Origin of the sequence: Thiomicrospira microaerophila (assembly GCF_000934765.1) — a bacterium.
Lineage (GTDB): Bacteria > Pseudomonadota > Gammaproteobacteria > Thiomicrospirales > Thiomicrospiraceae > Thiomicrospira > Thiomicrospira microaerophila.
The window spans coordinates 1,212-26,008 of record NZ_JYNN01000027.1 but is presented as its reverse complement, the minus strand read 5'-3'; the positions used below and the strand labels follow the sequence as shown (position 1 = coordinate 26,008).

Annotated in this window: 19 protein-coding genes; 11 read left to right on the top strand and 8 right to left on the bottom strand. The window is 48.1% G+C overall.

The features are described 5' to 3' along the window. Positions 1-7: 7 nt before the first annotated feature. Together NA59_RS09455 and NA59_RS09450 are read right to left on the bottom strand one after the other, a co-directional pair. On the bottom strand, positions 8-814 hold the full coding sequence (locus tag NA59_RS09455; RefSeq protein ID WP_157792591.1) for a hypothetical protein: 807 nt from the start codon (positions 812-814) through the stop codon (positions 8-10). Further along, positions 811-1,644 carry a type II secretion system protein N gene (locus NA59_RS09450; protein WP_157792590.1) on the bottom strand — a complete coding sequence of 278 codons (834 nt, stop codon included), beginning with the start codon at positions 1,642-1,644 and terminating at the stop codon, positions 811-813. The genes NA59_RS09455 and NA59_RS09450 overlap by 4 nt, the downstream gene beginning before the upstream one ends. A 283-nt stretch (positions 1,645-1,927) precedes the next feature. On the opposite strand from NA59_RS09450, the gene NA59_RS09445 reads away from it, so the two are divergent. The 4 genes from NA59_RS09445 to NA59_RS14385 all read left to right on the top strand — a co-directional run bounded on the left by NA59_RS09445 (position 1,928) and on the right by NA59_RS14385 (position 7,276). Beyond that, complete coding sequence (locus NA59_RS09445) at positions 1,928-3,388, top strand: hypothetical protein (RefSeq protein ID WP_044411510.1); 1,461 nt, start codon at positions 1,928-1,930, stop codon at positions 3,386-3,388. Between the two features lie 203 nt (positions 3,389-3,591). Further along, entirely contained in the window at positions 3,592-5,793 is a 2,202-nt protein-coding gene (locus tag NA59_RS09440) for a YjbH domain-containing protein (protein ID WP_044411507.1), read from the top strand. A gap of 231 nt (positions 5,794-6,024) precedes the next feature. Beyond that, complete coding sequence (locus NA59_RS09435) at positions 6,025-6,816, top strand: SapC family protein (protein ID WP_044411504.1); 792 nt, start codon at positions 6,025-6,027, stop codon at positions 6,814-6,816. Positions 6,817-6,868: 52 nt separating this feature from the next. Beyond that, positions 6,869-7,276: a DUF6447 family protein gene (locus NA59_RS14385; RefSeq protein ID WP_052501583.1), complete on the top strand. Its 408-nt coding sequence runs from the start codon at positions 6,869-6,871 to the stop codon at positions 7,274-7,276. Between the two features lie 80 nt (positions 7,277-7,356). Here NA59_RS14385 and NA59_RS09420 read toward each other — a convergent pair whose 3' ends face one another. From NA59_RS09420 to NA59_RS09410, 3 genes are read right to left on the bottom strand one after another with little or no spacing between them, the layout of a single operon-like run. Continuing rightward, positions 7,357-8,838 (bottom strand): HlyD family type I secretion periplasmic adaptor subunit, encoded by a 1,482-nt coding sequence (locus NA59_RS09420; RefSeq protein ID WP_052501582.1) that lies wholly within the window; start codon positions 8,836-8,838, stop codon positions 7,357-7,359. Positions 8,839-8,855: 17 nt separating this feature from the next. Next, on the bottom strand, positions 8,856-10,559 hold the full coding sequence (locus NA59_RS09415) for a type I secretion system permease/ATPase (RefSeq protein ID WP_044411501.1): 1,704 nt from the start codon (positions 10,557-10,559) through the stop codon (positions 8,856-8,858). Between the two features lie 30 nt (positions 10,560-10,589). Further along, entirely contained in the window at positions 10,590-11,924 is a 1,335-nt protein-coding gene (locus NA59_RS09410) for a TolC family outer membrane protein (protein WP_044411497.1), read from the bottom strand. Positions 11,925-12,106: 182 nt separating this feature from the next. Between NA59_RS09410 and NA59_RS15130 the strand changes: the two genes are divergently transcribed. The 6 genes from NA59_RS15130 (at position 12,107) to NA59_RS09385 (ending at position 16,916) form a co-directional block, all read left to right on the top strand. Next, positions 12,107-12,259, top strand: coding sequence for a hypothetical protein (locus tag NA59_RS15130; protein WP_157792589.1), 153 nt, complete (start codon positions 12,107-12,109; stop codon positions 12,257-12,259). Between the two features lie 66 nt (positions 12,260-12,325). After that, positions 12,326-13,198, top strand: coding sequence for a glucose-1-phosphate thymidylyltransferase RfbA (gene rfbA / locus NA59_RS09405; protein WP_044411494.1), 873 nt, complete (start codon positions 12,326-12,328; stop codon positions 13,196-13,198). Beyond that, positions 13,195-13,596, top strand: a complete 402-nt coding sequence (locus NA59_RS09400; protein WP_044411491.1) for a sugar 3,4-ketoisomerase — start codon at positions 13,195-13,197, stop codon at positions 13,594-13,596. Before rfbA ends, NA59_RS09400 begins: the two co-directional genes overlap by 4 nt. Beyond that, complete coding sequence (locus NA59_RS09395; protein ID WP_044411488.1) at positions 13,589-14,131, top strand: GNAT family N-acetyltransferase; 543 nt, start codon at positions 13,589-13,591, stop codon at positions 14,129-14,131. Before NA59_RS09400 ends, NA59_RS09395 begins: the two co-directional genes overlap by 8 nt. A 231-nt stretch (positions 14,132-14,362) precedes the next feature. Then, the gene (locus NA59_RS09390; RefSeq protein ID WP_044411485.1) at positions 14,363-15,484 is read left to right on the top strand and encodes a DegT/DnrJ/EryC1/StrS family aminotransferase; all 1,122 of its coding nucleotides are present in this window, start codon (positions 14,363-14,365) and stop codon (positions 15,482-15,484) included. Between the two features lie 100 nt (positions 15,485-15,584). Next, positions 15,585-16,916: an undecaprenyl-phosphate glucose phosphotransferase gene (locus tag NA59_RS09385; RefSeq protein WP_044411482.1), complete on the top strand. Its 1,332-nt coding sequence runs from the start codon at positions 15,585-15,587 to the stop codon at positions 16,914-16,916. 35 nt (positions 16,917-16,951) lie between these two features. Here the strand turns inward: NA59_RS09385 and NA59_RS09380 are convergent, their stop codons facing one another. The 3 genes from NA59_RS09380 to NA59_RS09370 are packed head-to-tail and all read right to left on the bottom strand — an operon-like array spanning position 16,952 to position 20,949. Further along, positions 16,952-17,845, bottom strand: coding sequence for a glycosyltransferase family 2 protein (locus NA59_RS09380; RefSeq protein WP_052501581.1), 894 nt, complete (start codon positions 17,843-17,845; stop codon positions 16,952-16,954). Continuing rightward, on the bottom strand, positions 17,835-19,148 hold the full coding sequence (locus NA59_RS09375) for a glycosyltransferase family 61 protein (RefSeq protein ID WP_044411479.1): 1,314 nt from the start codon (positions 19,146-19,148) through the stop codon (positions 17,835-17,837). The genes NA59_RS09380 and NA59_RS09375 overlap by 11 nt, the downstream gene beginning before the upstream one ends. Then, a complete protein-coding gene (locus NA59_RS09370) occupies positions 19,141-20,949 on the bottom strand; it encodes an ABC transporter ATP-binding protein (RefSeq protein ID WP_044411476.1) in 1,809 nt (602 codons plus the stop codon). The genes NA59_RS09375 and NA59_RS09370 overlap by 8 nt, the downstream gene beginning before the upstream one ends. A 633-nt stretch (positions 20,950-21,582) precedes the next feature. On the opposite strand from NA59_RS09370, the gene NA59_RS09365 reads away from it, so the two are divergent. Continuing rightward, positions 21,583-24,516, top strand: a complete 2,934-nt coding sequence (locus NA59_RS09365; protein ID WP_044411473.1) for a beta strand repeat-containing protein — start codon at positions 21,583-21,585, stop codon at positions 24,514-24,516. Positions 24,517-24,797: the final 281 nt, after the last annotated feature.

The window sequence follows — 24,797 nt, the reverse complement described above, 5'->3', positions numbered from 1 at the left end:
CCTCGATTCAAAATAGCCCATTACCGCTCGCTTGATAACGTGAGCGGGTTGGCGATAGCGGTGTCATTAAAAAGCCCGCCCAGTCCGGGCGTGTTTCCGCACGCTCCGCCTCCAGCTCGACGTTCAAACGATAACCCAAATCAGGCATCAGTATTAACTGACCGCTCATGTTCCAACCCACCTCATCCGCGCGCAACTGCACCACTAAAGGTTTTAACTCGCCCGATTCACTAATCTGATCCGCATGCTCTACAACTATCGATAAATGCGACAACGCCAACCCCAGTAAACGCACCTGCGTGAGCGATGCCGATCCCACTAGGTGCGTTGGCCATAACTGAGACCAAGGTACTACCGCGTTTAACTCGTTAACCGTCAAGGTTTGCTGAGTATTCGCCAAAAAAGCCCAGCTCTCATCAAACGCCCCAGCATGAGCAAGAGGGTTAACCCAATAAAATGAAATGCTATCAACATGCAGCTGGCTTGGTTTTAGTCTTATTTTTACTTCAGTATGCCCAACGGCTCCCGCATCGGCGCTAATACGAACGGGCAAGCGTCCGCTAAACACCCTAAACCAATCAATTTGCCAACGAAGATGCAAAGGCGTATCGCCAAGACGCAAACGAGCACAGCCATCATTCACACGTCCATACAGGCTATCAAGCACCCACGGCGCGGGCAAGGTCGCCGCCAACCGCTCTTTTAGCAACCCCACCGGAAAATGCAACAGAAAAACCAAGGCGAAAACCAAGGCAAAAACCACGCCTAATAACCCCTTAAAACCCCTGCTTAAACTTGTACGATCCCTACTCATTGGCTTAAATCAATCGATATCGTTTCAAGTTGGCCATTGCGCTCCACACTCACCTCAAACCGCTCCTCGGTTAAAAACCTACGCCACAAATGATCACTCTGCGCAATCTCATTAGTCGAATGCCCATTCACCGCGCGAATAATATCATTCGTCTCAAAACCTAAATAACGATAAACCTCCGGATCATCTTTAGGGGCAATCGCCACGCCGTCCCAGCGGCCATTTTTAAACAAGGTACGAAACTGCACATAGTTACCAATGCTCAAGGGTTTTAAGCGTAACGATTGAGCCACCTCCTGAATCCGGGCTTCATTATCAAGCTGTTGAGCCAATAAGGGGTCTAATGCATCATCAGCCGTGCCGTCAAGCCGTCCATCATCCAACCAAAGCCGGAAAGTTTGCCCCCGCGAAACCAACACAACATGGTCAACAAGCACCTGCTGCAAAAGCACATCAGGTGAAACCTGCTCGCCTTCAAGCAAGGTCAGCTCATCACGCCTAGTGCGTATAATAGCCAGCCGATAAACAGGCGTAATCACCAAGCCGGTCAGTTGCAAGTTTAATTGGCGAATCTGGGCTTCGGCTTGCTGTTTGTTGGCGTTGTTTTGCGCTGTTTGGGCAAGGGATACCGTGGAACTTGGGGTATTGACACTCGCTCCCCACAGGTTCGCGCGCAGGCCAAAAGCGCCCTGCAACGAATCCGGTTGCGGATGAACAGGCGTCGACACCGGTGGGCTCAACAAAGCCGTGTGGTCGGCAAGCTGATGCACCACAAACTGCGAAACCAGCCATGCACTCGTGCTGGCCAGCAAAACAATCAGCAGCAGCATAACCCCTTTACGCGAAAACTCAAGCAATACAAATCCCTAGCATAGTCGCAACCAAAATCACATAGTATAACAAAGCCGAACAACAAAACCGACGCCATTCTTGTTGAAACCTGTGAAACAAAATAAAAAAACGACTTAAAAAAGCACATAAAAAAAGCAAAAAAGATGGGTTTAAAGATTGACAAGTTACTATTTAAAACTTAGCATAGTCACAGACTAATAAAATTTTCAGTGCATTACTGTAAATCCATTTCTATTCAAATCTTAAAAAGGTAGATCAACAATGAAAAAGAAAATCTTAGCAGGCGCGATTGCCAGTGCCCTAGCCGTCACCCTTGCCGGTTGTAGCTCAAGCAGTTCAGATCCAAAAACAGCAACAATTACAGGTCAAGTAATCGATGGTTACTTATGGAACATGGATTGTGGCCTAGATGGCGATACCGATAACAATGTGTTAACCGATATTGACGGTACTTATACCATCACGGCGTTAGAGGCACTTGTAAATTCAGCTGACGTCACTTGCTCATCAACCGACGACACCGTTGATACCGCGCTCATTGATGAGGCGCTTCTTGCAACATTAAGAGAGGACCCAGCCCAATTCGAAAGCCAACGCGATACCCTAAGACAAACCGCGGCGTTCCAAGGACAGCTTTCAGCACCGGCGGGGATGCGTAACATTACGCCAGTCACTTCTTTAGTCGCGGCGCTTCGTGGTTCGGGTGCGGATTTGGCGGAAGCCGAGTCTGTCGCGCGTGAAATTTTGGGCATTCCTGCAGATGTGTCATTAGATACCGACCCCGTAAAACGTCCTGAGGTTATGTTAGCGGCGGTACAAGCGGTTCATCAAATCGTTAACGTGATTACGCAAGCGGCTCGTTCAGATAACAACACACTCCCTGCTGCGCAAACCTACGCGACCGTAATGCGTTCTTTAGCGACTGAAGTGCGCGCCGCGCGCGCCGCCGGTACCACCGTGAACTTAACCGATGCCACCCAAACAGCGGCTTTAACGACTAACGTAGTGACGCGAGCAGCGACAGACGTTGCAGCTTTGATTGTTGATGAAACACAACGTCAAGCATTCACCACCACATTAAGTGCGCCCGCACGTACAGCGACCATTGCTACGGCGACGACAAGTGCGGTGACAAGTGCTGTTGCTACAGCGCAGGTAGTGCGTGAAGCTATTGAGCAAGCCGCTACCTCAGGCACGGCATTGACGGCTGCAGAAATTGCGGCGGCGGCGGCGGCTGCACAAAGACAAACGGCAAAAGTTGTAGAAAAAGAGCGGGAAAATTTTGCGCCTGATCTAGGTGGTGATGGAGACACAGGTGGTGACGGTGACACAGGTGGTGACGGTGACACAGGTGGTGACGGTGACACAGGTGGTGACGGTGACGGTAGCGCAGATGCTAAGGTTAAAATTACAGCGCTAGAAGTATCGAAGGTAACTTTTGCTGGCGGTAAAGTGGATGTAGAGTTTAAGACTGCCCTACCAACTAACCCTAATTTAGCTTTGTTTACTGTTAATAACGGTGCATCAATTACCGGTACACCAACAGGCGCTGGCAACAAAGTAACGATCACTTTAGCGGAAACAGTAAAAGGTAAGACTTACACTATTTCTTATGATAATACAGCGATTGTCTTTATTAAAGTAGATGATAATGATGCCGATAAAGGTACGGGTACGGGTACCGGTGGTGGTACAGGTAACAACGTAATTGTTGGTGGTTAACTTTATCAGTTTAGCATACCGCTAATATTAAAAAGCCCTGCTTGCAGGGCTTTTTTCATGATAGAATCAGTGCAATTAAGTTAGCGCTTTAACGTGATACCCCCGTGTCTTTCAAGAAGAATATCCGGGTGAATTATTGATTTAACTTAAGCGTATTGAAATACAATCACCACTCTCTTTAATTCTAGTTTTAGGTCTTTTCAATGTCTTTGTCAGCCAAAAAAAACACCCTCTTAACCAGCATCCTCCTCATGCCACTGTTTTCTAGCGCCAGCTTGGCTTACAATATTAATAGCTTTGGCGTAACCGGTCTATTTAATATACCCACTGCTGATGTAGCTGATTTTGGAGACTTTTCATTAAGCTATAATAATGTGCTAGATGCGTCTTTTCGTCGGGATCAGTATACTAGGGGGGAAAACATAAATGTTTCATTAGGTATTTATCCTAAACTAGAAGTAAACCTAAGGCTTTTGCATGCCTACAGTACCAAAGATCACCAAAAAAATCGCTATGCCAATATGTATATTCGCGATTTAAGCGGCAACGTTAAGCTACAATTGCCCTATATTTCCAACGATAAATGGCGCTTTGCGGTTGGTGCAACAGACATTGCCGGGTTGGCGGTGAATTTTAATCGTTATTATGCCGTTTCAAGTTATCGCCTATATGATTTTGATTTCTCGGTGGGCTACAGTGTTAAGCCCGAAAAACAACGTCGCGATAATGGCGTGTTAATCGGCGGTTTTGCCGGTATGAGCTACCAGCCTACGGATTGGCTTCAGCTTAATGCTGAAAAAGACGCCTCGGGTCAGCGTGCCGGTGTTGCACTCAAATGGATTGATTTTTTAGGTTTTGAGGGTGATATCACATTTGGCGCGATGCTTTATAACTCTCATCCAAGTGAGCCTCGCGCGTTTAATATTGGGCTAACTTGGCCTGTAGGTGGAAGAAATCCTGGCTCAGATAAAATGCAACTAAAATCCACTCCGATGAAATCCAAGGCGGTGAAACAGCCAATATCGGGCCCATATAGCTCGCAACCTAACGCATTACCTCAATCCACCGCATCTGTGCCATCTCGCCCGATAGAATACGAAACACAAAAGCAATCGGTGACTGATTCAAAGCACCAACACATCTTTAGTCGGCTGCCTAAAGACCCGTTTACGCTTAGAGCCCAGTTGGAAGAGGTCGGATTAGACCGTATTCAGATAGGTGAATCCCATGCTTCAACACTTGTTATCGCCTATGAAAACAGATTATACAACTGGAGTGAAACCCTTGCCATGGGCGCGCTGTTGAACACCCTTGCAAAATCAACCTTAATTCAGCACTATGAGCATATTGACATCTACACACTGAATCGCGGCATGCCAGTGCTGAATATCCAAGTGTCCAGTGCCGATCTTATCAACCTGGTGCAGCATGCCCAAACCCTCTCTCCAGCCAAAGCCAGAACACAGGTTGCATTTAAGCACACGCATCGTCTACCCCAAGCCGACTGGTTCTTCAAATCACGCACGAATGAAAAAATCGATATCACCTTGACACTTGCTTACCGTGCATACTATGGTACAGAATGGAGTAATTGGGATTATTCTATGGCTTTTCGTCCCGTGTTTAATATCCCCCTTTGGAAAGGGGCACATATATCAAATGTGTATCACCTAGCAACCCAAAACACCTATGGTTTTGAAGAGAATCGTATTTTTAGTAGCAAAGCCTTTAGTGATCAAATGGTAGAGTTGATGATACATCAGTCTTTTCAACCCTTTCCAGGGCTTGTCAATACGATTTCTGCGGGTGAGTTGAAAATGGGTAATAATGGTTTCCGTGGTGTAATGAACCAAGGCGAATATCAACTTTTTTCGGGTTATGGGCGAGTCTATTGGCGCCAAGGCTATATGGAAGCGAACAAGCTTGAGGATGTTACCCTCGATTATAATGCCATCGGTCTTGAAGCACACTGGCAACAACGCAAGCTGATATTGGGTATTCAAGCCGGTGATTATATTGAAGGTGATCGCTCAACCATTCTCTATAGCCGTGTGAGAATGGGTAATGCGCTTGTCGGTCTAGGGCTTACACAATCGGATATGACCTGGCGGCGTGTAGATATGTCTTTTATGTTCCCGCTTGGGCCTAGCCGAAACCTAGCGTTAGGTCCGATTACCCTGGGTGGGGACCCGCTTTGGTATACTGGCTTAGGAACCGTAACCGATAACCCGATTGCACCCTCAATGAATCTAATTGATACTCATCCGCAATACAAGCTGGTGGGTGCCTCACTAGGTAACTCGTTTAATCAATCGGTTAACCTACTTGATAACGCACGCTTAACCCCGGCGTATTTAAAAAACAACCTGAATCAATTGTTAGATGCGATAGAATTAGCCAAGTGATTTTTATCCAAACAGCGCCTATATGGGTTCGTCATGCCGGAAAGCGGTCATCAGCTAGCCGGCACTTTCGATTGCGCTCGAATTAAACCTTAATCTAACAACATATCTGTTAAAATTAAACCATAACCGCGCTCCCACAGCGGTGCGTGGGAACGCAAACATCCGGGTTAAACCCTTAACGATGCCATTTATCTGCGTTATTTTCCTTTCATTTTAACTAAGAGGACGCCTATGCCCCATTTTATTGCCATACAATCCAGTCTACATGCCCAGTCGGGATTCATTAAAAAAGACAATTACAGCCATGCTCAGCAAGATACGGTCGTCCCTATACTATGGGAAGAGCTAGCGCATATCATGCCTTACCTGCCACTTTGTTTTGTAAAGCAGGGCGCGAACACAAGCAGCTACCAGCTGGTAGCACTTCAAGGTCTATCGCCAAATCAAAATGTCCTATTGCACCCTGAAAACCAAAAATGGTTACTCGGTTATGTGCCGGCGCACTATCGTGGCTATCCCTTTGCCTTAATTAAAGACGCATCAAGCGACAAAAAAGTACTGTGTTTTGATATAGAAAGCGAGCTCTTAAAAAACGAGCAAGAATTGGATGTCGTGCCTTTCTTTGAACAAGGTCAACCCAGCCAAATCCTCAAAAACACACTACAATTCCTAGAAATGACCGAAAAAAGTCAAGCACAAACCCAGCATGCTGTTGACCAGCTCGCCGAGCAAGACCTACTTTGTGAATGGAATATTCAAATCAAAACCTCGGATAACCAAACCATTCCGCTAAAAGGATTGTATAAAATAGACGAAACCAAACTCAAAGCGCTTGCGCCAGCGCAAGTCGGCCAGTTAAACAAAACCGGCGTGTTAGCGATAGCCTATGCCCAGCTGCTCAGTGAGCACCAATTAAAAAATGTACAGCGTCTGCATCAAATTCATGCCCAAGCCGCCCAAGTACCCGAAGAGTTGGATCTAGATACACTGTTTAGTGACGACGATGACAGCTTTAAATTTTAAATTCAGAACGCTTGCACCCAAACAAGGTGCGAAGAAATAAGAGGAAAAAACAATGTCAACCAAACCGCAACTCACCTTTAATGGCCAATCTTATGAGATAGAAAGCCTTTCCGAGCAGGTCAAGCAGCAGATTGTGAATCTACAGTTTGCCGACAATGAAATACAACAACTCAACAATAAACTAGCGATGGCAAATATGGCAAAAAGCCGCTATATTCAAGTGCTCAATCAGCATCTGCCAGAAAAAACGGCCGCGGCTAACAAAAAGAAAGACGTGATTACGTTTGATGACAAGCGATATAACCTGGATGATTTTGATGAACAGGGGAGGGCGCAAATCCAAAACCTACAAGCCGTGACGCAAATGCTAGCACGCCTAAACAGCGAGCTTGCCATCAGCCAAACCGCACGCCATGGCTACTACCAAATGCTAGAAACCAGCCTAAACGAAAAACACTAACCGGCAACACCCAACCGCAAGCGATCCCGGCCTACGCCGGGATGACGCTGGGATGACCTATAAGCAACCCAACAAACGGCTTAGTTCTCCCTAAACGCGCGGGCAAACATATCCTGGAACGGCTTCACAAAATAACCAAACACCGTACGATTGCCAGTTAGAATCATCGCTTCCGCCGGCATCCCCGGTAAGATAAAAATACCGTCTTGGCGCATCTGCTCAACACCCGCCGGCGTGATCTTAATCCGCACCTCGAAATACTCCATCCCCTGGCGATCATCAACAAACTTATCGGCTGACACATTCACCACCTCACCCTCAATCACATGGGTGGTTTGGGTATTAAAAGCTGAAAAGCGCACGTCCGCCAATAAACCGACATGTACCGTATTGATATCGGTTGTATTCACCCGCACCCGCACAGCAAAATCCTCCGTGCGTGGCACAATTTCCATCAATGTTTCACCCGGACGAATCACCGAACCCAAGGTAAACACATTCAACCCCTTCACAATCCCGGTATCCGGCGACGGAATCGTCACGCGATTCAATCGATCTTCCAAAATTTGCTTTCTAAAGGTTAAATCCATCCGTTCAGCCTGAACACGCGGCAATTCTGACGCCACCTCTTTCAGCATCTGCTGTTGAGAAAGCAACTTCTGATTTTCAGTTTCAGCAATTTGCACATTCAAACGTGCAATTTCTGAGCGGTTTTGATCACGCTCACCGCGCAACCGAGTCAATTCACGCTTCATTTCAGTAATGCGCGTCTTATCGGTAAATTGCTCACGAAACAAGCTTTCCCAATCACTAATTTCCACCTCATACGACGCGATACGTTCTTCCAGTGTCAAAATATACGCGTTCAAACCCTGAATCTGCTGATTAAGCGCGCGAATACGTTGGTTATAAATATCAATCTCACTCTGCAAAGACGTGCGTCTCGCCTCAAACAACCCCGTCTGCGCCTCCATGATTTGACGAATAGCCGGCATATCCGCCATCTCAATCAATGACTCAGGAAAGACCAACTGCTTAGCGCCCATTTGCTCCGCACGCAAACGGGTCTCAAGGCCCATGATTTCGTTGAGCTGTCCGGTCACCATTGCGTGTTCTGCCTTGGCCTGCGTAGGATTAAGGCGAATTAAAGGTTGATTCTCTTCAACCAACTGCCCCTCAGCCACCAAAATCTCCGACACAATGCCGCCTTCAAAATGCTGCACCACCTTATTGTGTGAAACCACCACCACTTCGCCAATCGCGACCGCCGCCGAATTCAGCGGTGCCGTCGCGGCCCAAGTGCCACCAAACAAAAACACCACAATCAGCGTAATCCAGCCATAGCGACTATAACGGCCATCATTCGTGTTAATCAGCGGTAAATCCGCCGACGGCGCGGCCTGGGAAGGTGCGGACTTCGCCGCCTGAGGGGCGAGGGCGCCAGCCTTGCGTTGTTGTTCTGCCGGCACGCCGCTAGTGCTACCGGTCTGAGAGGGCTGTGTCGCTTGCGTTTTTAATGTCTGCGCTACAGACTTATCTGTTTTAATGACGTCTTTTGTCATGCTGTTTACCTTGTTAATTATGACTTATCGGCCAGTGAAAGTTGTCCGGATTGAAGCGCTTGTAAAACCTCATCACGCTTACCAAAGGCACGAACCTGCCCCTGCGCCATCAACAGCACCTTATCCACATGCTTTAAAACCTGCTTGCGATGTGAAATCACCATCACCGTTGTGCCCATTTGCTTGAGGCTTTCTAAAGCCTGAGACAGTGCCTGCTCACCCTGATCGTCTAAGTTAGAATTAGGCTCATCTAAAATCACCAACTTCGGTTGATCATACAAGGCTCTCGCCAAACCAACACGTTGGCGCTGTCCGCCCGACAAACCGCCTTCGTTGCCTGCAATATAAGTATCATAACCATTCGGCAAGCGCAAAATCAGCTCATGCACCCCAGCCAACTTGGCCGCTTGCACCACCTTCGTCGGGTCAACCTGGCTAAAGCGTGCAATGTTCTCGCTAATCGTGCCCGCAAACAACTCAATATCCTGTGGCAAATAGCCAACATAAGGCCCTAGCTCATCCTTGTTCCACGCATGAATATCCGCGCCATCTAAGCGCACCTTACCATTCATCAGCGGCCAAACCCCCAGCATCGCGCGAATCAACGACGACTTACCAGCGGCACTCGGGCCAATAATCGCCACGATCTCGCCTTTCTGCACTGAGAAACTCGCGCCACGTACCGAAGGCGTTGGGCTACCCGGTGGCGCAACCACCACATTTTCACACAAAATATTACCCTCAGGCGGTGGCAATGACATATTGCGCTCTTGGCTAGGGTAATTCGTAAACATCTCATTTAACCGGCCATAAGACGAACGCGCCGCCCCAAAACTCTTCCACGAACCAATCATCAAATCCAACGGCGCTAACGCGCGACCCAAGATAATCGAACCCGCAATCATCATCCCCGGCGTGATTTCATTATGAATCGCCAACCAAGCCCCAATCCCCAAAATCAACGACTGAAACATCAAACGCAAGTTTTTCGAACTATTCGTTAAAATACTCGCGCGATCACTCGCCTCAGACTGCTTGCTCAAAAAACTCAAATGCTTCTGCAGCCATTTTTGGCGTAAATTAGGCTCCATCCCCATCGCCGCCACCACTTCCGCATTCTTCACACAAGAACCCGCATACTGTGTTGATTGGATATTCTCGCCATTCGCCTCTGCCAATAGCTTCTTCGTCGACAGCTCATTCGCCACCGCCAAAGCAATCAACACAATCGCAGAAAAAATCGCAAAAAGACCAAACCAAACATGGAACACAAACAAAATCGCAATATAAATGGGCAACCAAGGCGAATCAAAAAACGCAAACGGCCCATTGCCCGTCATAAACTGACGAATTGAAGTCATATCGTTTAACGGCTGAGGCGTATTCTGCCCAGGCTCATTAATCGACTTCTTAAACATCGACGCAAACAGCTTTTCATTCAGCTCCTGATCCATCTTATTACCGATACGAATCAAAATCCGCGAGCGTACAAACTCCAAAAAGCCCATCGTAATAAACAAACCCACAACCAAAAGGGTCAGCATATACAAGGTATCTTCACTGCGCGACGTCAACACGCGATCATAAAGTTGTAACATATACAAAGGCGGCACCAGCATCAATATATTAATAAACATACTGAATATGCCAATCGAGATAAAAGCCTTGCGAATACTCTGAATCGCAAGTTGAAGTTCGGTTTTTTCTGGGGTTCTTTTCATGGAAATCTCTGTAAAAAGCAGGGGGCTAGATTAATGCTTAAACGACTCGACACTGAAACCCAGTTTTAGGTATTCAGTAAAAGAATGTTGATCAAATCTTCCGATTAAATAAAGCAGCTCAAATTGGGTAAATATATTAGCATAAATCTCATCAAGCAGTCGGCTTTCCGTGTTATGCATCCGTGTTCGCGCTTCGAGTACCTCAAACAACCCACGAACGCCCAACGTCAAACCGCGCTCTGCCGCATCAAGATACGCCTGGCTCGATGCCAAGCTTTGCTGCAATGCATAAATATTGCTCGTGCTCGCCGCCAACTTCGTCAAAGTTTCCTCAACCTGCACACGCGTAGTACGCTGCTGATCAGACAAACGATGTTGCTGACTGGTCACCAAACTATTCGCCGCACGCACACGCGAAGTCGTCGCACCGCCCTCATACAAAGGGAAACCAAACTCAATTTGAATCTTCTTATTATCTAAAAACGTATTCTCATAACTATCTGACTTAATATACTCGGCGCGTAAATTGACCTCAGGATAATGCCCCGCACGATTAACCTGCAAATCCTTTTTCGCTAACGCCAGATTCGCCTGCGCAACCTGAATACTGGGTGAATGCTGCTGCGCATAACGAATCCAGCTCGATTCTGATTGCGTCAAACGCTCCGCCCGCAACCATAAATTCTCATTCACCGGCATAATCGCGGCAACAGGTTGCCCCACTAAACGCTCAAGCCGCTTCTTGCTAATCGTCACCTCATTATTTGACGTCGTCACCAAAGCGCGGATTTCATCCAACCGAGACTGCGCCTCTAGCAAATCCATTCGCGTCGCCAAACCGCGTTCCAGCATTGCCTCCAACCGTCTAAACTTAACCTGGTGGTCTTCTAACTGCTTCTGCGCAATTTGCGCTTTACGCTCGGCGACCGCCAGCTGAATATAGCTTTGAGTCGATTGCAGTGCAATATTTTGTTGGTCTTGCGTAAACTGCGTTTCTAAACTGGTTTGATTACTTTGCTCGCGCTCAATCGTTCTAAATGCACTCGTGGAATACAACGGCTGTACAACTTGTAACGAGCCACGATAAAAGCTATCTGATTGATTAGTTTGAAATTGCGTCGAATACTCACCATAACCATACGCCCCAATAAGGCGAACGTTAGGCTTCACCGCCGACCAGGCCTGGTGGAGCTTTTCCTGCTCCGCCTGTTTGCGATAAGCGGTTGAACGCAACTCATCATTATTGTTAATCGTAAGCTTATAGGCCTGAATCAAGCTAATGGGTTGACTCGATGCCGCCGCTTGCAAACTAGGGGAAAACAACATAACGCCGGCGAGCGCCATGACAAGAGAACTGTGTTTCATAGGTTTAATTTAACTTTAATATAAAAAATGCTCCTGCATCATAAGGATACTAAGCAAATAATTCAAGTCATCCCCCGTTTATTTTAACCACCCAAGACCGAAGCAGACTGGCCGAGCAGCCAAAAATACGTCATGCCGGCGCAGGCGGCATCTCAAACCAACAACGCACATTCAACCGGGTTATGCCAGCCGCATGCGCAGTTCGATGCCAAAAAGTATTTGATGCGCTTGTTATTACAGCGCGGTTAGAACTACTCCTGCTTATTGACTGGATGACCCGATTGCTGGATAATCTAGAAATCAAGTTTAAAGACTATGTAGAGCGCCTAGGTTAGGAACTAAGTTGTAGACCTCCTCAGGATTTACCCGTCACAAAATAACCCCAAATTACAGGCAAATTAATGAAAGGCATTGTATTAGCAGGCGGAGCAGGCACACGGCTATACCCTGTTACCCGAGGCGTATCCAAGCAACTTTTACCCGTATACGATAAGCCGATGATCTACTACCCGATTTCGGTACTCATGCTTGCGGACATACAAGACATCCTGATCATCACCACGCCTGAAGATCAAGCCAGCTTTCAAAGAATGCTCGGTGATGGCAAAGACTTTGGTATTCACCTAACCTATGCTACCCAACCCAGCCCAGACGGATTAGCCCAAGCCTTGATTATCGGTAAAGACTTTATCGGCAATGACAACGTCTGCTTAGTATTGGGCGATAACATATTCTGGGGGCAAGGCTTTAGCCCAATTCTAAAACGCGCCGCCACTAGGCTAAAGGGGGCAACCGTATTTGGCTACCAAGTTAAAGATCCAGAGCGTTTTGGTGTTGTCGCGTTTGATGACAACAAAAAAGCCATCAGCATCGAAGAAAAACCTGAAAAACCAAAGTCCAACTTTGCCCTCACGGGCTTATACTTCTACGACAACGACGTCATCGAAATCGCCAAACAAGTCAAACCCAGCTGGCGTGGTGAACTCGAAATCACCACCGTCAATCAAATATACATGGAGCGTGGCGATTTAAACGTCGAACTCCTCGGGCGAGGCTTTGCATGGCTAGACACCGGTACCCACGAAAGCCTGCTCGAAGCCGCCATGTTCGTCGAAACCATTGAAAAGCGCCAAGGCTACAAAATCGCCTGTCTCGAAGAAATTGCATGGCGTAACGGCTGGCTCACCAACCAACAAATTATGCAAACCGTCAAAGCCCTATCCAAAAACGGGTACGGGCAATATTTGGCAGATTTAATTGAGTACAAACTATGAGCTTAATCAAAACCATCTCCCTCAAACCTCTTGGCGACGAGCGCGGATCCCTCATTGCACTCGAAGGCAATAAAAACGTACCATTTAACATCAAGCGCGTGTACTACATTTTCAACACCCAACAAGGTGTTGCACGCGGCTTTCACGCCCATCGAAACCTCAAACAGCTCGCCGTTTGCGTAACCGGCAGTTGTCGCTTTATACTCGATAACGGCAAACAGCGAGAAACCATCCGGCTTGACAACGCCACCAAGGGGCTACTCCTCGAAGACCTTATATGGCGAGAAATGCACGACTTCACACCGGATTGTGTACTCATGATACTCGCCAGCGAATACTATGACGAAACAGACTACATTCGTGATTATGCAACATTTTACGAGCTAGTGAATGGCTAACTCCATCAAAGTTCCAGGCAAAAACATCCTTCTACGCACCGTCAACCTAGAAGATGCGTCCTTTATTCTCGCGCTAAGAAGTCAACCGCACAAAGTCCAATACCTCAACCCCATAGACAACAACCTAGCCAAACAGCAGGCCTGGTTACAAGCCTATCAACAAAAACAACAAAACGGATTAGAATACTACTTTGTGATAGAAAGCAAACACCAAGAAAAGCTAGGCCTAGTCAGAGTGTATGATTTACAACCTGATTCATTCTGCTGGGGAAGCTGGCTAATAAAAGATCAAGCGCCTAAAACCACCGCTATCGAATCCGCCTTATTAGTCTACGAATTTGGTTTCGGGAAACTGGGCTACAAGCAAGCCCACTTTGACGTAAGAAAAGGCAACGAACGCGTGATTGCCTTCCACCAACGCTTTGGCGCAAGCATCACGCACGAAGATGAATTAAACTACTACTTCAACTACCAGCTTGAAGACTATTTACAAATTAAACAAAAATACCGCCGTTACCTGAAATACCCGGGTTAAACGGCGAGGAGGCAAGATGAGCCAATTAGTTTTAGAAATTAACCTCGTTCCCACGCTGTGCGTGGGAATGCAGACCGATTTAACCTATGAAGCAGCGCTTAAACCTAAGTCCAAGGCGCTCCCACGTTCAACGTGGGAGCGAGAACTGACTGTAAGCTGTTGATTTATTATCTACTTTAGATGCGTTTGCTCTGGTGTTTCATGTTGTAAAGCTAAATTTAAGAGAATTTTATGATCCAATTTTTAGATTTAAAAGGTATTAACGCCCAATACAGAGAAGAATTGATTCTAGCTGTAACGGATGTCATTGATTCCGGCTGGTATATCCAAGGCAGTCAAGTCAACGCCTTTGAGCAAGAATTTGCCGACTACTGCGGCACCAAACACGGCATTGGTGTAGCAAACGGCTTAGATGCACTGATTCTAATTCTAAGAGCCTACAAAGCACTCGGCAAACTCAAAGAAGGCGACGAGGTCATCGTGCCCGCGAACACCTATATCGCCAGCATCCTCGCCATTACCGAAAACCGATTAAAACCCATATTGGTCGAGCCAAACGAGCACACCTACAACCTTGATCCAAGTTTAATCGAACAAGCCATCACCCCAAACACCAAAGCGATCCTAGCGGTACACCTATACGGCCAACTCGCCGATATGCCCGCCATTAACACCATCGCACAAAAACACAACCTACTAGTGATTGAAGACGCCGCCCAAGCCCACGGCGCACAAATCGACGGGCGCAAAGCCGGAAACTGGAGCGATGCCGCCGGTTTTAGCTTCTACCCCGGCAAAAACCTCGGTGCACTCGGCGATGCCGGTGCCGTCACCACCCACGACGACCAACTCGCCCAAACCCTACGCGCACTGGGCAACTACGGCAGCCACAAAAAATACGAAAACCTCTACCAAGGCATCAACAGCCGACTAGACGAAATCCAAGCCGCGTTGTTACGCGTCAAGCTCAAACACCTCGACACCGAAACAAAACGCCGCCAACAAATCGCCACAATGTACATAGAAGGCATTAAAAACGATGCAATCGTTTTACCCCTCACACGAACCGCCTCACCCCTCACACGAACCGACCACGTCTGGCACCTATTTGTCATCCGCACCCCACACCGCGAAAAACTCCAAACCTACCTAGCAGGGCAGGGCATCCAAACCCTCATTCACTACCCCATCGCCCCCCACCAGCAACAAGCCTACAAACAATGGAGCAACCAAAACCTACCCATTACCCAAGCCATTCATCAACAAGTGCTCAGCCTTCCCATCAGCCCAACAATGACCGATCAACAAGTACACGCCGTCTGCCAAAGCCTAAACCACTTCACCGACGCCTAGCAACAAATCAGCCTAAAAAAACCAACAACCCGTATAATACCCAACACCCAACAGCAACCAACACGCAACTTACGCAAAGCACAACAAAAAGGAGAAAAGAGTGGGGCACAGAAAAGACTTTGAACTCCTATTATGGATTCAACGACTACTCGACCTGAGCTTGCCACTTCTCACCCTAATGTGGCTAGAAGGCCTGCGTCATGCCGACGACCCAACCCAGCCCATTCTTATTGCGCTATTTGCTGGACTGGTCTATCTGATTAGCGCCCAACTGCTCGGCGTATACCGTGACTGGCTTGACCGCTCCATCACCGCCATCCTCTCGCTCGCGATCAAAGCCGCACTCATCGCGACCGTACTCGGCACGCTGCTCATCCTCAGCCGCCCCCTCGACCCCATATTCAGCCTAGCACTGCTTATTCAATGGTTTAGCCTGTTTCTAACCCTACTCATTGGCTATCGCATATTAATTATCAGCCTGCTAATAGGCTACCGACGCTTCTTTCGCATCAAAAAAACCGTTGTCATCTGCGGCCAAAACGAAATAGGTCAACAGCTCGCCAACATGCTCCAAACCGCCCCCTGGCTAGGCTACCAATTTAACGGCTTTCTCGACCACCAAGTCCAAAGCCCAGACCCCGCAACCTACGACGAAGTATTTATTTGTCTACCCACCAAAGAAGAAGCGCAAATAAAACACCTGCTCAACCACTTCGCCAACTCCACCAAAGTCGTGCGCTTCGTTCCCGACCTATTCAGCTTTGACATCATGCAATCCAACTACACCAACCTCAACGGCATCCCCGTCTTTAGCGTGTTCGACTCGCCACTCAAATCCATCTCCGCCCGATTGCTAAAACGCCTATTTGATCTCACCTTTGCCAGCCTGATACTGCTCATAATCTGGCCGCTGATGCTCCTCATCGCGCTCCTCATCAAAGCCACCAGCGCCGGCCCCGTGTTCTTCAAACAAATCCGCTATGGACTAGACGGCAAAGAAATCAATGTACTCAAATTCAGAAGCATGAGTGTCTGCGAAAACGGCGACCATATCCCACAAGCCCAACCCAACGACCCACGCATCACCCCACTAGGCCGCATCCTGCGCAGCAACAGCCTCGACGAACTGCCCCAGCTGATCAATGTACTCAAAGGTAACATGTCATTAGTCGGGCCGCGTCCGCATGCCAAAGCCCACAACGAACTCTACCGCCAGCTCATCCCCCAATACATGCAACGCCACCTCGTCAAACCCGGCATCACCGGCTGGGCGCAAGTCAACGGCTGGCGCGGAGAAACCGACAAAATCGAAAAAATGCAAAAGCGCGTTGAATTTGATCTCCACTACATCAAAAACTGGTCACTCGCCCTCGATATCCGCATCCTACTACTCACCGTGCTCGTCGTCCTCACCCGAAAAAACGCCCGCTAAACAACCCGCGCCCAGCTATTTCGCTATTTCGCTATTTAGCGAAAAAACCGCAAATACGCACTCCAAAGCAACCGCCGATCCCAGACAACCCCCACATCCACCCGCCAAGCCCGCCAAAGCCAACGCAAAGCCTCGCGCCTATTTGTCCTAAAATAATAAAACGCCTGCGCCACCATCACCCTCGCCAGCGCCTTAGAATACAAACGATGGTCACGATAACGCGCCAAAATCGTCAACGAACAGTCCCAAATAGCCTCAAACTGCCAAGACACATTCGAATCATGCAACCGCTTCTTCACCCACACTTCGCCCGTATTTAAAAACACACCGCCGTTTTCCAACAAACGCAACGACATAGACCAATCTTCCACAACCAGGCCTGGTTGATAGCCAATCGCCTTGAGCGGCGCCAACCGAAACATCGCCGACGGGGCAGACAAAAACGAATAACGCAACAACACATCCTCAAACCGATACACACACCGAGGATAATCCCGTTCGCGTAACACCGCGCCATCCGCCCCAATCACCTGCTCACCACCATACAGCGCCAACACCTCCGGCGCACAATCTGCAAAGTTCGCCACTTGACGACTGATTTTGCCCGGCAACATCACATCATCTGACGCAATCGGACACACAAACTCACCTCGACACCAAGCCAACCCTGCGTTCAATGTCGCCGCCACGCCAGCGTTGGCCTGATGCCAAAACGCAAACCGCTCAAACCGCGCCTCACAACCGCTCACCAACGATTCAATCACACGCACCGAATGATCCGACGAACCATCATCAATCACCACCAGCTCAATCCGTGCATAATCCTGCGCCATCACAGACTCAATGCACTCCGCCACAAACGCCGCATGATTAAAGCTCGGAATCACCACGCTTACCAACGGCAAACCAACTTCAAGCTTATTCAACATACGCCGCCACCCAAGCCGCCAGCGCATCAACATCCACCCGATAACTCGAATGCAAATAATCCGGCTCATCCACCGCCGTTGCCAAAAACCGCAAATCACACCCCACATACCGCGCCAACGAAGAAAACGCCGCAAAATCCATTAAATGTGCCGGCAGCCAACTTAACCCCACCATCTTAGGATTAGCAAACACCACATTCGTCCAAGCCGCACCGCTCGCGCCCACTATGTGCCGTGCATGAAAAAACAACCAAGCCTGCTGCCACAAACTATACTCCTCCATATACACCGGATGAAACCCATGCGCCACCAAACACGCCGACACCGCCTCCTGGTTATACCCCCGAGCCGAACCGCGACGGCGTGCTAAAAACAACCGATCCAACGGCGCTAACCCCCAATCCTCCGACAACGCCTCGCGCAAAATCGCCTCCCGTACCCAAAGCACCGAATCCAACCGATAATAAAAAAACCGCAAACTCAACCCGCGCCCAACCGTATTAAACAACACATTATTCGGCGCACTCAAGGTATACAGATCCGACACGCATGCCATCTTCCCCACCGGCAAAAAAACAATCCGCGCACGCCATGACGCAGGCAACAAACGCAAACACGTCAAAAAATTCCCCGTATCCGCCACCTCTTGAGGCAACAACAAACTCACCTCACCATCAAGATGCTCGGCCAGCGCATCCAAATAGCCAAACTTAGCAAAGATTTCCAACAACCAATGATAAAAATTATGCGCACCATTGCCACCCACAAACAAAGCCCGATCCAGCATCAAGGGCGTATCCGCCCAATACGCATCCAGCAAAGCATGGGTTTCATCATTAATAATCAACCCCCCCGTTGCATAATCATGCTCGCCCGCCCACACCTCCGGCAACCGCTCAATCACCGCCACATCCTGCAAAAAAACATGCGAAGACCGCCCATGAACCAACCCACGGCGAAACCGAAACAAACTCACTGCCGGCACCTGATTCAACCGCCGTACCTGAGACCCATTAACAGGGCAGGGCGCAAACACCTCACCCAACTGCACTTGGGCCAACACCGCCACCCGTGCCTCATCCGCCTCATCAAGCCAACGAACCCCAAAGCCCGCCAACCCCTTAAAACGTTTACCCAGCCAGCCGCCTGACAACAGAGCGCAGCCAACACCGCGTCCCTGAACACAGCGCAACCCCCAAACCGCCAACCCACGGCGCAACCGATCGCGCCAAAAAACCAACCGATTTGCCATGCGCACAGGCAAGCGCGCGCGTAACCAACCTAGCATACGCACACTACCCATGATCCGCTAACGCCCGAAACACATCACACTGCGCATAAAGTTGCGCATAACTACCTTGAGCGACCACCCGCCCGCCATCCAAAACAAAAATCACATCACAATCCTTTACCGTTTTTATGCGATGCGCAATCAACACCAACAAGGCCTCACCGCGAATCGCGCCAATCGACTGCATCACCTCGCGCTCCGTCACGCCATCCAACGCACTCGTCGCCTCATCCAACACCAACACCCGCGCCTCACGATACAACGCACGTGCAATCCCCAAACGCTGGCGCTGGCCACCTGACAGCTGCACGCCGCGTTCACCCACCAAGCTATTCACCCCATCATCTAAACCGCACACCCAATCCCAAAGCTGCGCCTGTTTCAACGCCCGCACCACCGCCGCCTCATCACGCTCACAGGGCGCAACCCCAAACGCCACATTATCCGCCACCGATCCGCCCGACAAAAAAATCGATTGCGACACAAAGCCGACACGCTGTTGCCAGTCGCCTAACGCCTCTTTAGACAAAACATGGCCATCCACCTCCATCACGCCTTCTGACGGCGTAATCAACCCTAGCAATAAATCCCCCAGCGTCGACTTGCCTGAACCCGATGCGCCAACCAAGCCAATCGTCTGTTTAGCACCAAAAAAAACATCCACCTTCACCAAAGCAGGGCGCGAGGCGTTAGGATAGCAAAATCCCACATCACGAAACCGAACCCCCTCAACCAACCCCCTAGGCGCCACCTTGTCCGTCCGGCCTTGCGCGGCGCGCGAACTTTCCAATTCGCGGGCATGGCGCAAATCCCCCTCAATCGCCTCAAACGCCGCCACATTACCCTTCATTACCGTTAGATTCGCATACACCTGCTGCAGCGCGGGCAACAACCGAAATGCCACCAACACAAAAAACACCAACACAGGCAACGCCTCCATCAAACTCTGCGCTCCCAGCACCAACCAAATGCTCGCTACCGCCACCAACACCCCAAACGCCAGCCACTCCACCACAAACCGCGGCACCAACACCAACGCATTGTTAACCCCAATCGCCCTCGCCAAGGTATCGCTCGTGGCGACAAACTGATCCATAAAAAACCCCTGGCGATGCGAGAGCAACACATCACGGATACCGCCAAACCCCTCCTGCATCAAACGATAGCGAATCGTCGCCATCGCCGACAACCGCTCGCCTTGCTGATACACCCGGCGGCGCACCAACAAATACACCACCGCATACGCCAGGCCAAAAACCACCAAGCCCCCCAGCGCCACCCAAGGGTTCACCCAAATCATCCCCGTCACCAATACTGCCACCAAGACCAAACGCGCATTCACCAAAATCAACGGCGCAATCATCCCATGCGCCACGCGCACCGACTCAGTCGAAATCTGCTTCGTCAACGCCGAGCTAGGATGAAGGCTGTGGAACAACCAGGGCTGACGCATATAATATAGAAACAAACAATCCGCTATCTCCGCACCCATGCGGCTCGCCAACAACGACAGTCGCCAAGATGTCCACAAAGACAAGCCCATCGACAAACTCAACAACCCCAATACCCCAACCCCGACCCAAGCGACAAAGATCGACGTTTGTGTAAACTCGAGTGCGTTATACACATACAACAACCCATTCACCCGAAAAACAAGCGACTGATCACCAATCAACGCAATAAATGGCACAATAGAGGCTAAAGAAATAAACTCGAATAACGCCGAAATGACCACCAGCCCCTGCAAGCGCAAAAGCTGGCGGCGATGATCAGCCGCAAGCAGGCTAAAAAGCCCTAAAAATTGTTTAAACACAGTCAATAAACCAAAAAACAAAACATTTTAAAGCAAATTCATCATCAACGCGACAAAGAACAATCAAGCCAAGCGCCGTCATCCTGCGCGTCACCGCCATCAAGCCAAGCGCCGTCATCCTGCGCGAAGTCGCAGGATCCAGCCGCTGGCGGCAATAGACCCTGCGACTTCGCGCAGGGTGACAGGGGAGTAACCTCGTTCCCACGCTCCGCGTGGGAATGCAGACCGACTTAACCAATGAAACAGCCCTCGAACCCAAGTCCAAGGCGCACCCTAATCAGAAAGAGGGAGGTTAAACCTGTAAAAAAACAATTATAAAAAATATACAGCTAACATATTAATAATTGATATAAATCAAGTGCTAAAATGACAATCTTGTTACAAGCACGTCTTAAAAACAACATGCGAAATCAAACGTAAAAAAAATCAGCAAAATAATTGCAAAAAGGCTTTTAATCTGGTCTAATTGCGATTGAATTAAAGGAATAGGCTTGTAACTTATTAAGTTTGCTAGCGTCGAAACAGTGAAATGATCTAAACTCTTGGCTGAATCGTGTGTCGTAAACCTGTCTATTCTCAAAAAGAACGGCTTGTAAACTTGACAAGTTTTTTTATCTCTAAAGGAGTAATCTAATGTCACAACTTCAAAATTTCATTAATGCATTTAATGATAACTTTGCATCTCAACCAACGTCAGATACAGCACTAGTTCAGTCTATGTTTGCTGAGGTGTGGGGGATCACAGAACCTTCAGCTGAGTATGTTTCTTGGTGGGTTGGAAAAATTGCTGACGGTACGTTCAAGCGTACTGAAATTGCTGAAAAATCAATTGGTTTTGTACAGTCTGGCAACCTAGCCGAGGGCGAAGACGCAGGTGCGTTACTGGAGACTCTGGCTGGGAAGGTTCCAGGGGTTTCAGATCCATTGCTTGAATTAACTACAGGTCGAGATGTATTGACAGGTAAAGATGGTCAGGATAACGTATTTACAGCAGATCTAGTGCATAACGCTAATACCTTCCAATCTGGTGATGTTATTAATGGTGGAGATCAAACAGATACCCTAAACATTACCCTTGGCAATGCATCAGCTTTTGCAATCCGTGCAGAAACCAACTCTGTTGAAATTGTGAATGTGATTTCACAGTCAAATAACGCTGGTAACAACGGCGATAATGATCCTGCTGGTGCTGGTGCTAACAACAACAACAACGTGATCGATGCAGAATTAATGTCTGGTGTTCAGCAGTGGTGGAATAACAGCTCACGTTCTGATTTAACCATTGAAGACGTGCGTTCTAACTCTCACGAAACCACAATTGGCTGGAAAGATACCGATTCGGGCAATACTGACTACCGTGTATATTTCGACAAAGAATACATCACATCAGTGGGTCAAGTTTCAACCGGCAACTCAATTACCATTAAAATGGCAAACGTTTTAAACGTAGCTAAACTTCAAAATCCAATTGATGGCTTCGCAAGCTTTACGTTCAATGTTGGCGAAACAACGGTGACGGTTGATACGTCTGAGGCAACCAGCTACGCAGATGTTGTAACGGCGACTAACGCAGCGATTACAGCGGCGGGCATTACGGGCGTAACAGCGGCAACAGGAGTAGCAGAACAAGCTGTATTCTCAGCGGCGATTACAGATGGCGCAACCTCTTACACTGTCGGTCAAAGCGCAGGTACCTTTACGCCAATCGTCATTACCTCAACCGGTGCAACCCTAGCGTCAGGCACTATTACTGAATCAGGTACAGCCGTGTCTGGTAACGTGGTTAAAACCATGGGGGCTACACCACAGCAACAATTGAATGCATTAACATCTACTAACATCGTGTTGGATAACGTTGGTCGTGGTTCAGATGCTGGTGACCTAGTTATCGGCAACATGTCAACTGCTAACTCACAGGGTATTCAGCAATTCAACGTAACTGTTGAAAAATCAAGCTGGATTAACTCTATCAACACCACAAACAACAGCTTAATGGTGATGAACGTAGAAAACGGCACAGCAAAAGGCGATTTGCGTATTGATACAGCTATGACCGACGTACGCGTGGTTGACGGTCGTTCAATGGAAGGCGACATGAACTTTGGTGTGAATTTGTTATCTGTAGCACCACCAGTAGCACCAGCACTCCTGAACCTCAATGCTGCAGGTACTGTTGGTTCTGTTGCTAAATATCTAAACCTAACAGATACCGCTAATGATCCTGCGGCTGATAACAGCACGCCTGCTTATAACAACGTATTCTCAACCGACTTCGCCTATGCAACAGGTTCAGGTAACGACACCATTACCTTAAACGTGGATAACGGCTTAACCGGACGTGAAGACTTCCGCTTAGATGTGAATGCAGGTAACGGTAATAACACAGTGACTGTTAATACAGGTAATATTTCACTTGCCACTACAGCATTACACAACAACCTAGCGATCACCACCGGTACCGGTAACGACACCGTAACCGTAACAGGTCAAGGCAAGTTTGTAATCAATACCGGTGCTGGTGATGACTTTATTTATGTGAATAATAATGCTGCTGTTAATTTAGGTACGTGGACTGTAGGTGCTGAGATAATTGGTGCGGCACCGGCATTTGCAACACAAGTACTTTACAAAGCCAACCTAACGGTAAACTTTGCTGGTTTTGAATCAGTGGTAGAAGTACCAACAGGTGCAAACTTTGTTGCGACACAGTTCCATGTAAACCAAGCAATCAAAAAAGCCATTGCTGATTCGCCAGTTTTGAGCCAACTTCTAAGCGCGCAAGATGGAACGGGTAACGCTCTAGTGATTGAATCATTAGTAGGTGGTAGTAACCAACTTGGTATATCTATTGGTGCGCCGCAAGTTCCTGTTGCTGGAACAGCAGATGCTACAGCGGTTGCTGCTGGTGTAGCTCAACCTGGTGTTACATTGGGAGCTGCTCAAGTTGTGCAAGCTCCAGATGTTGGAACATCATCTAATAATCTAACTGTAAACCAATCAGTGATCAATGCCGGTTCAGGTAATGATGTAATTGTGTTGTCATCACACACTGCAGTTACAGGAAATACAATTAAATTTGATGGTCAAATTGGTACCGTTTCAATTGTTAATTTCTTTGATGCGGGTGTGACAACTGGTGCAGCTGTACTAGGCAACCATATCCTAGACTTCACTTCTTATGGTACAACGGTTGGTGCTGTGAATGAAAACGTATTTACAACAGGTGCTGTAGATTTTGCTGATAATAAAGTTTCAATCATCACATTTGCTGCGGCTAATTATGATGCAGTGGCTGGTATTTCCGGTACAACTTTTGCAAATCTTGATGCGGCTAAAGTTAAGGCTTCTATAGATTCACTTCTACCTGCTAGTTTGTCTAATACTTCTATTGTTGCAGGTAAGACAGATGCAATATTGATGGTGCAAAATAACACTAACGTTGGTGAATACAAAATATTTGAAGTGGATACAGCAGCGAGTTCTACAACTGTTGTAGTTAACCTTATCGGTACTATTGACTTTGGTGCATCTCTTGATGCCGCTATTAATGCTAGCAGCTTTGCTTAATCCTCGATTAGCAAAAACAGGCCAACCGCTAATACTCCGGTGTTAGCCCACTAACCTGATCCCTCAAGCACCAGCTTGGTAAACCGCAAGGCATACCAGGCCTGGTCAGCAAGGGGTAAAAAACAAAAAAGAGACCCTGTACTAAACTACGGGGTCTTTTATTTTCTAAGCCCTATTTTTACCCAAGTAAAAATTAAAAGGACAGCCACTTTTAAATTGCAGGACGTTAAAAGGACAGCCACTTTTAAATTGCAAAATCCATCCCATTTTCCTATAATTAC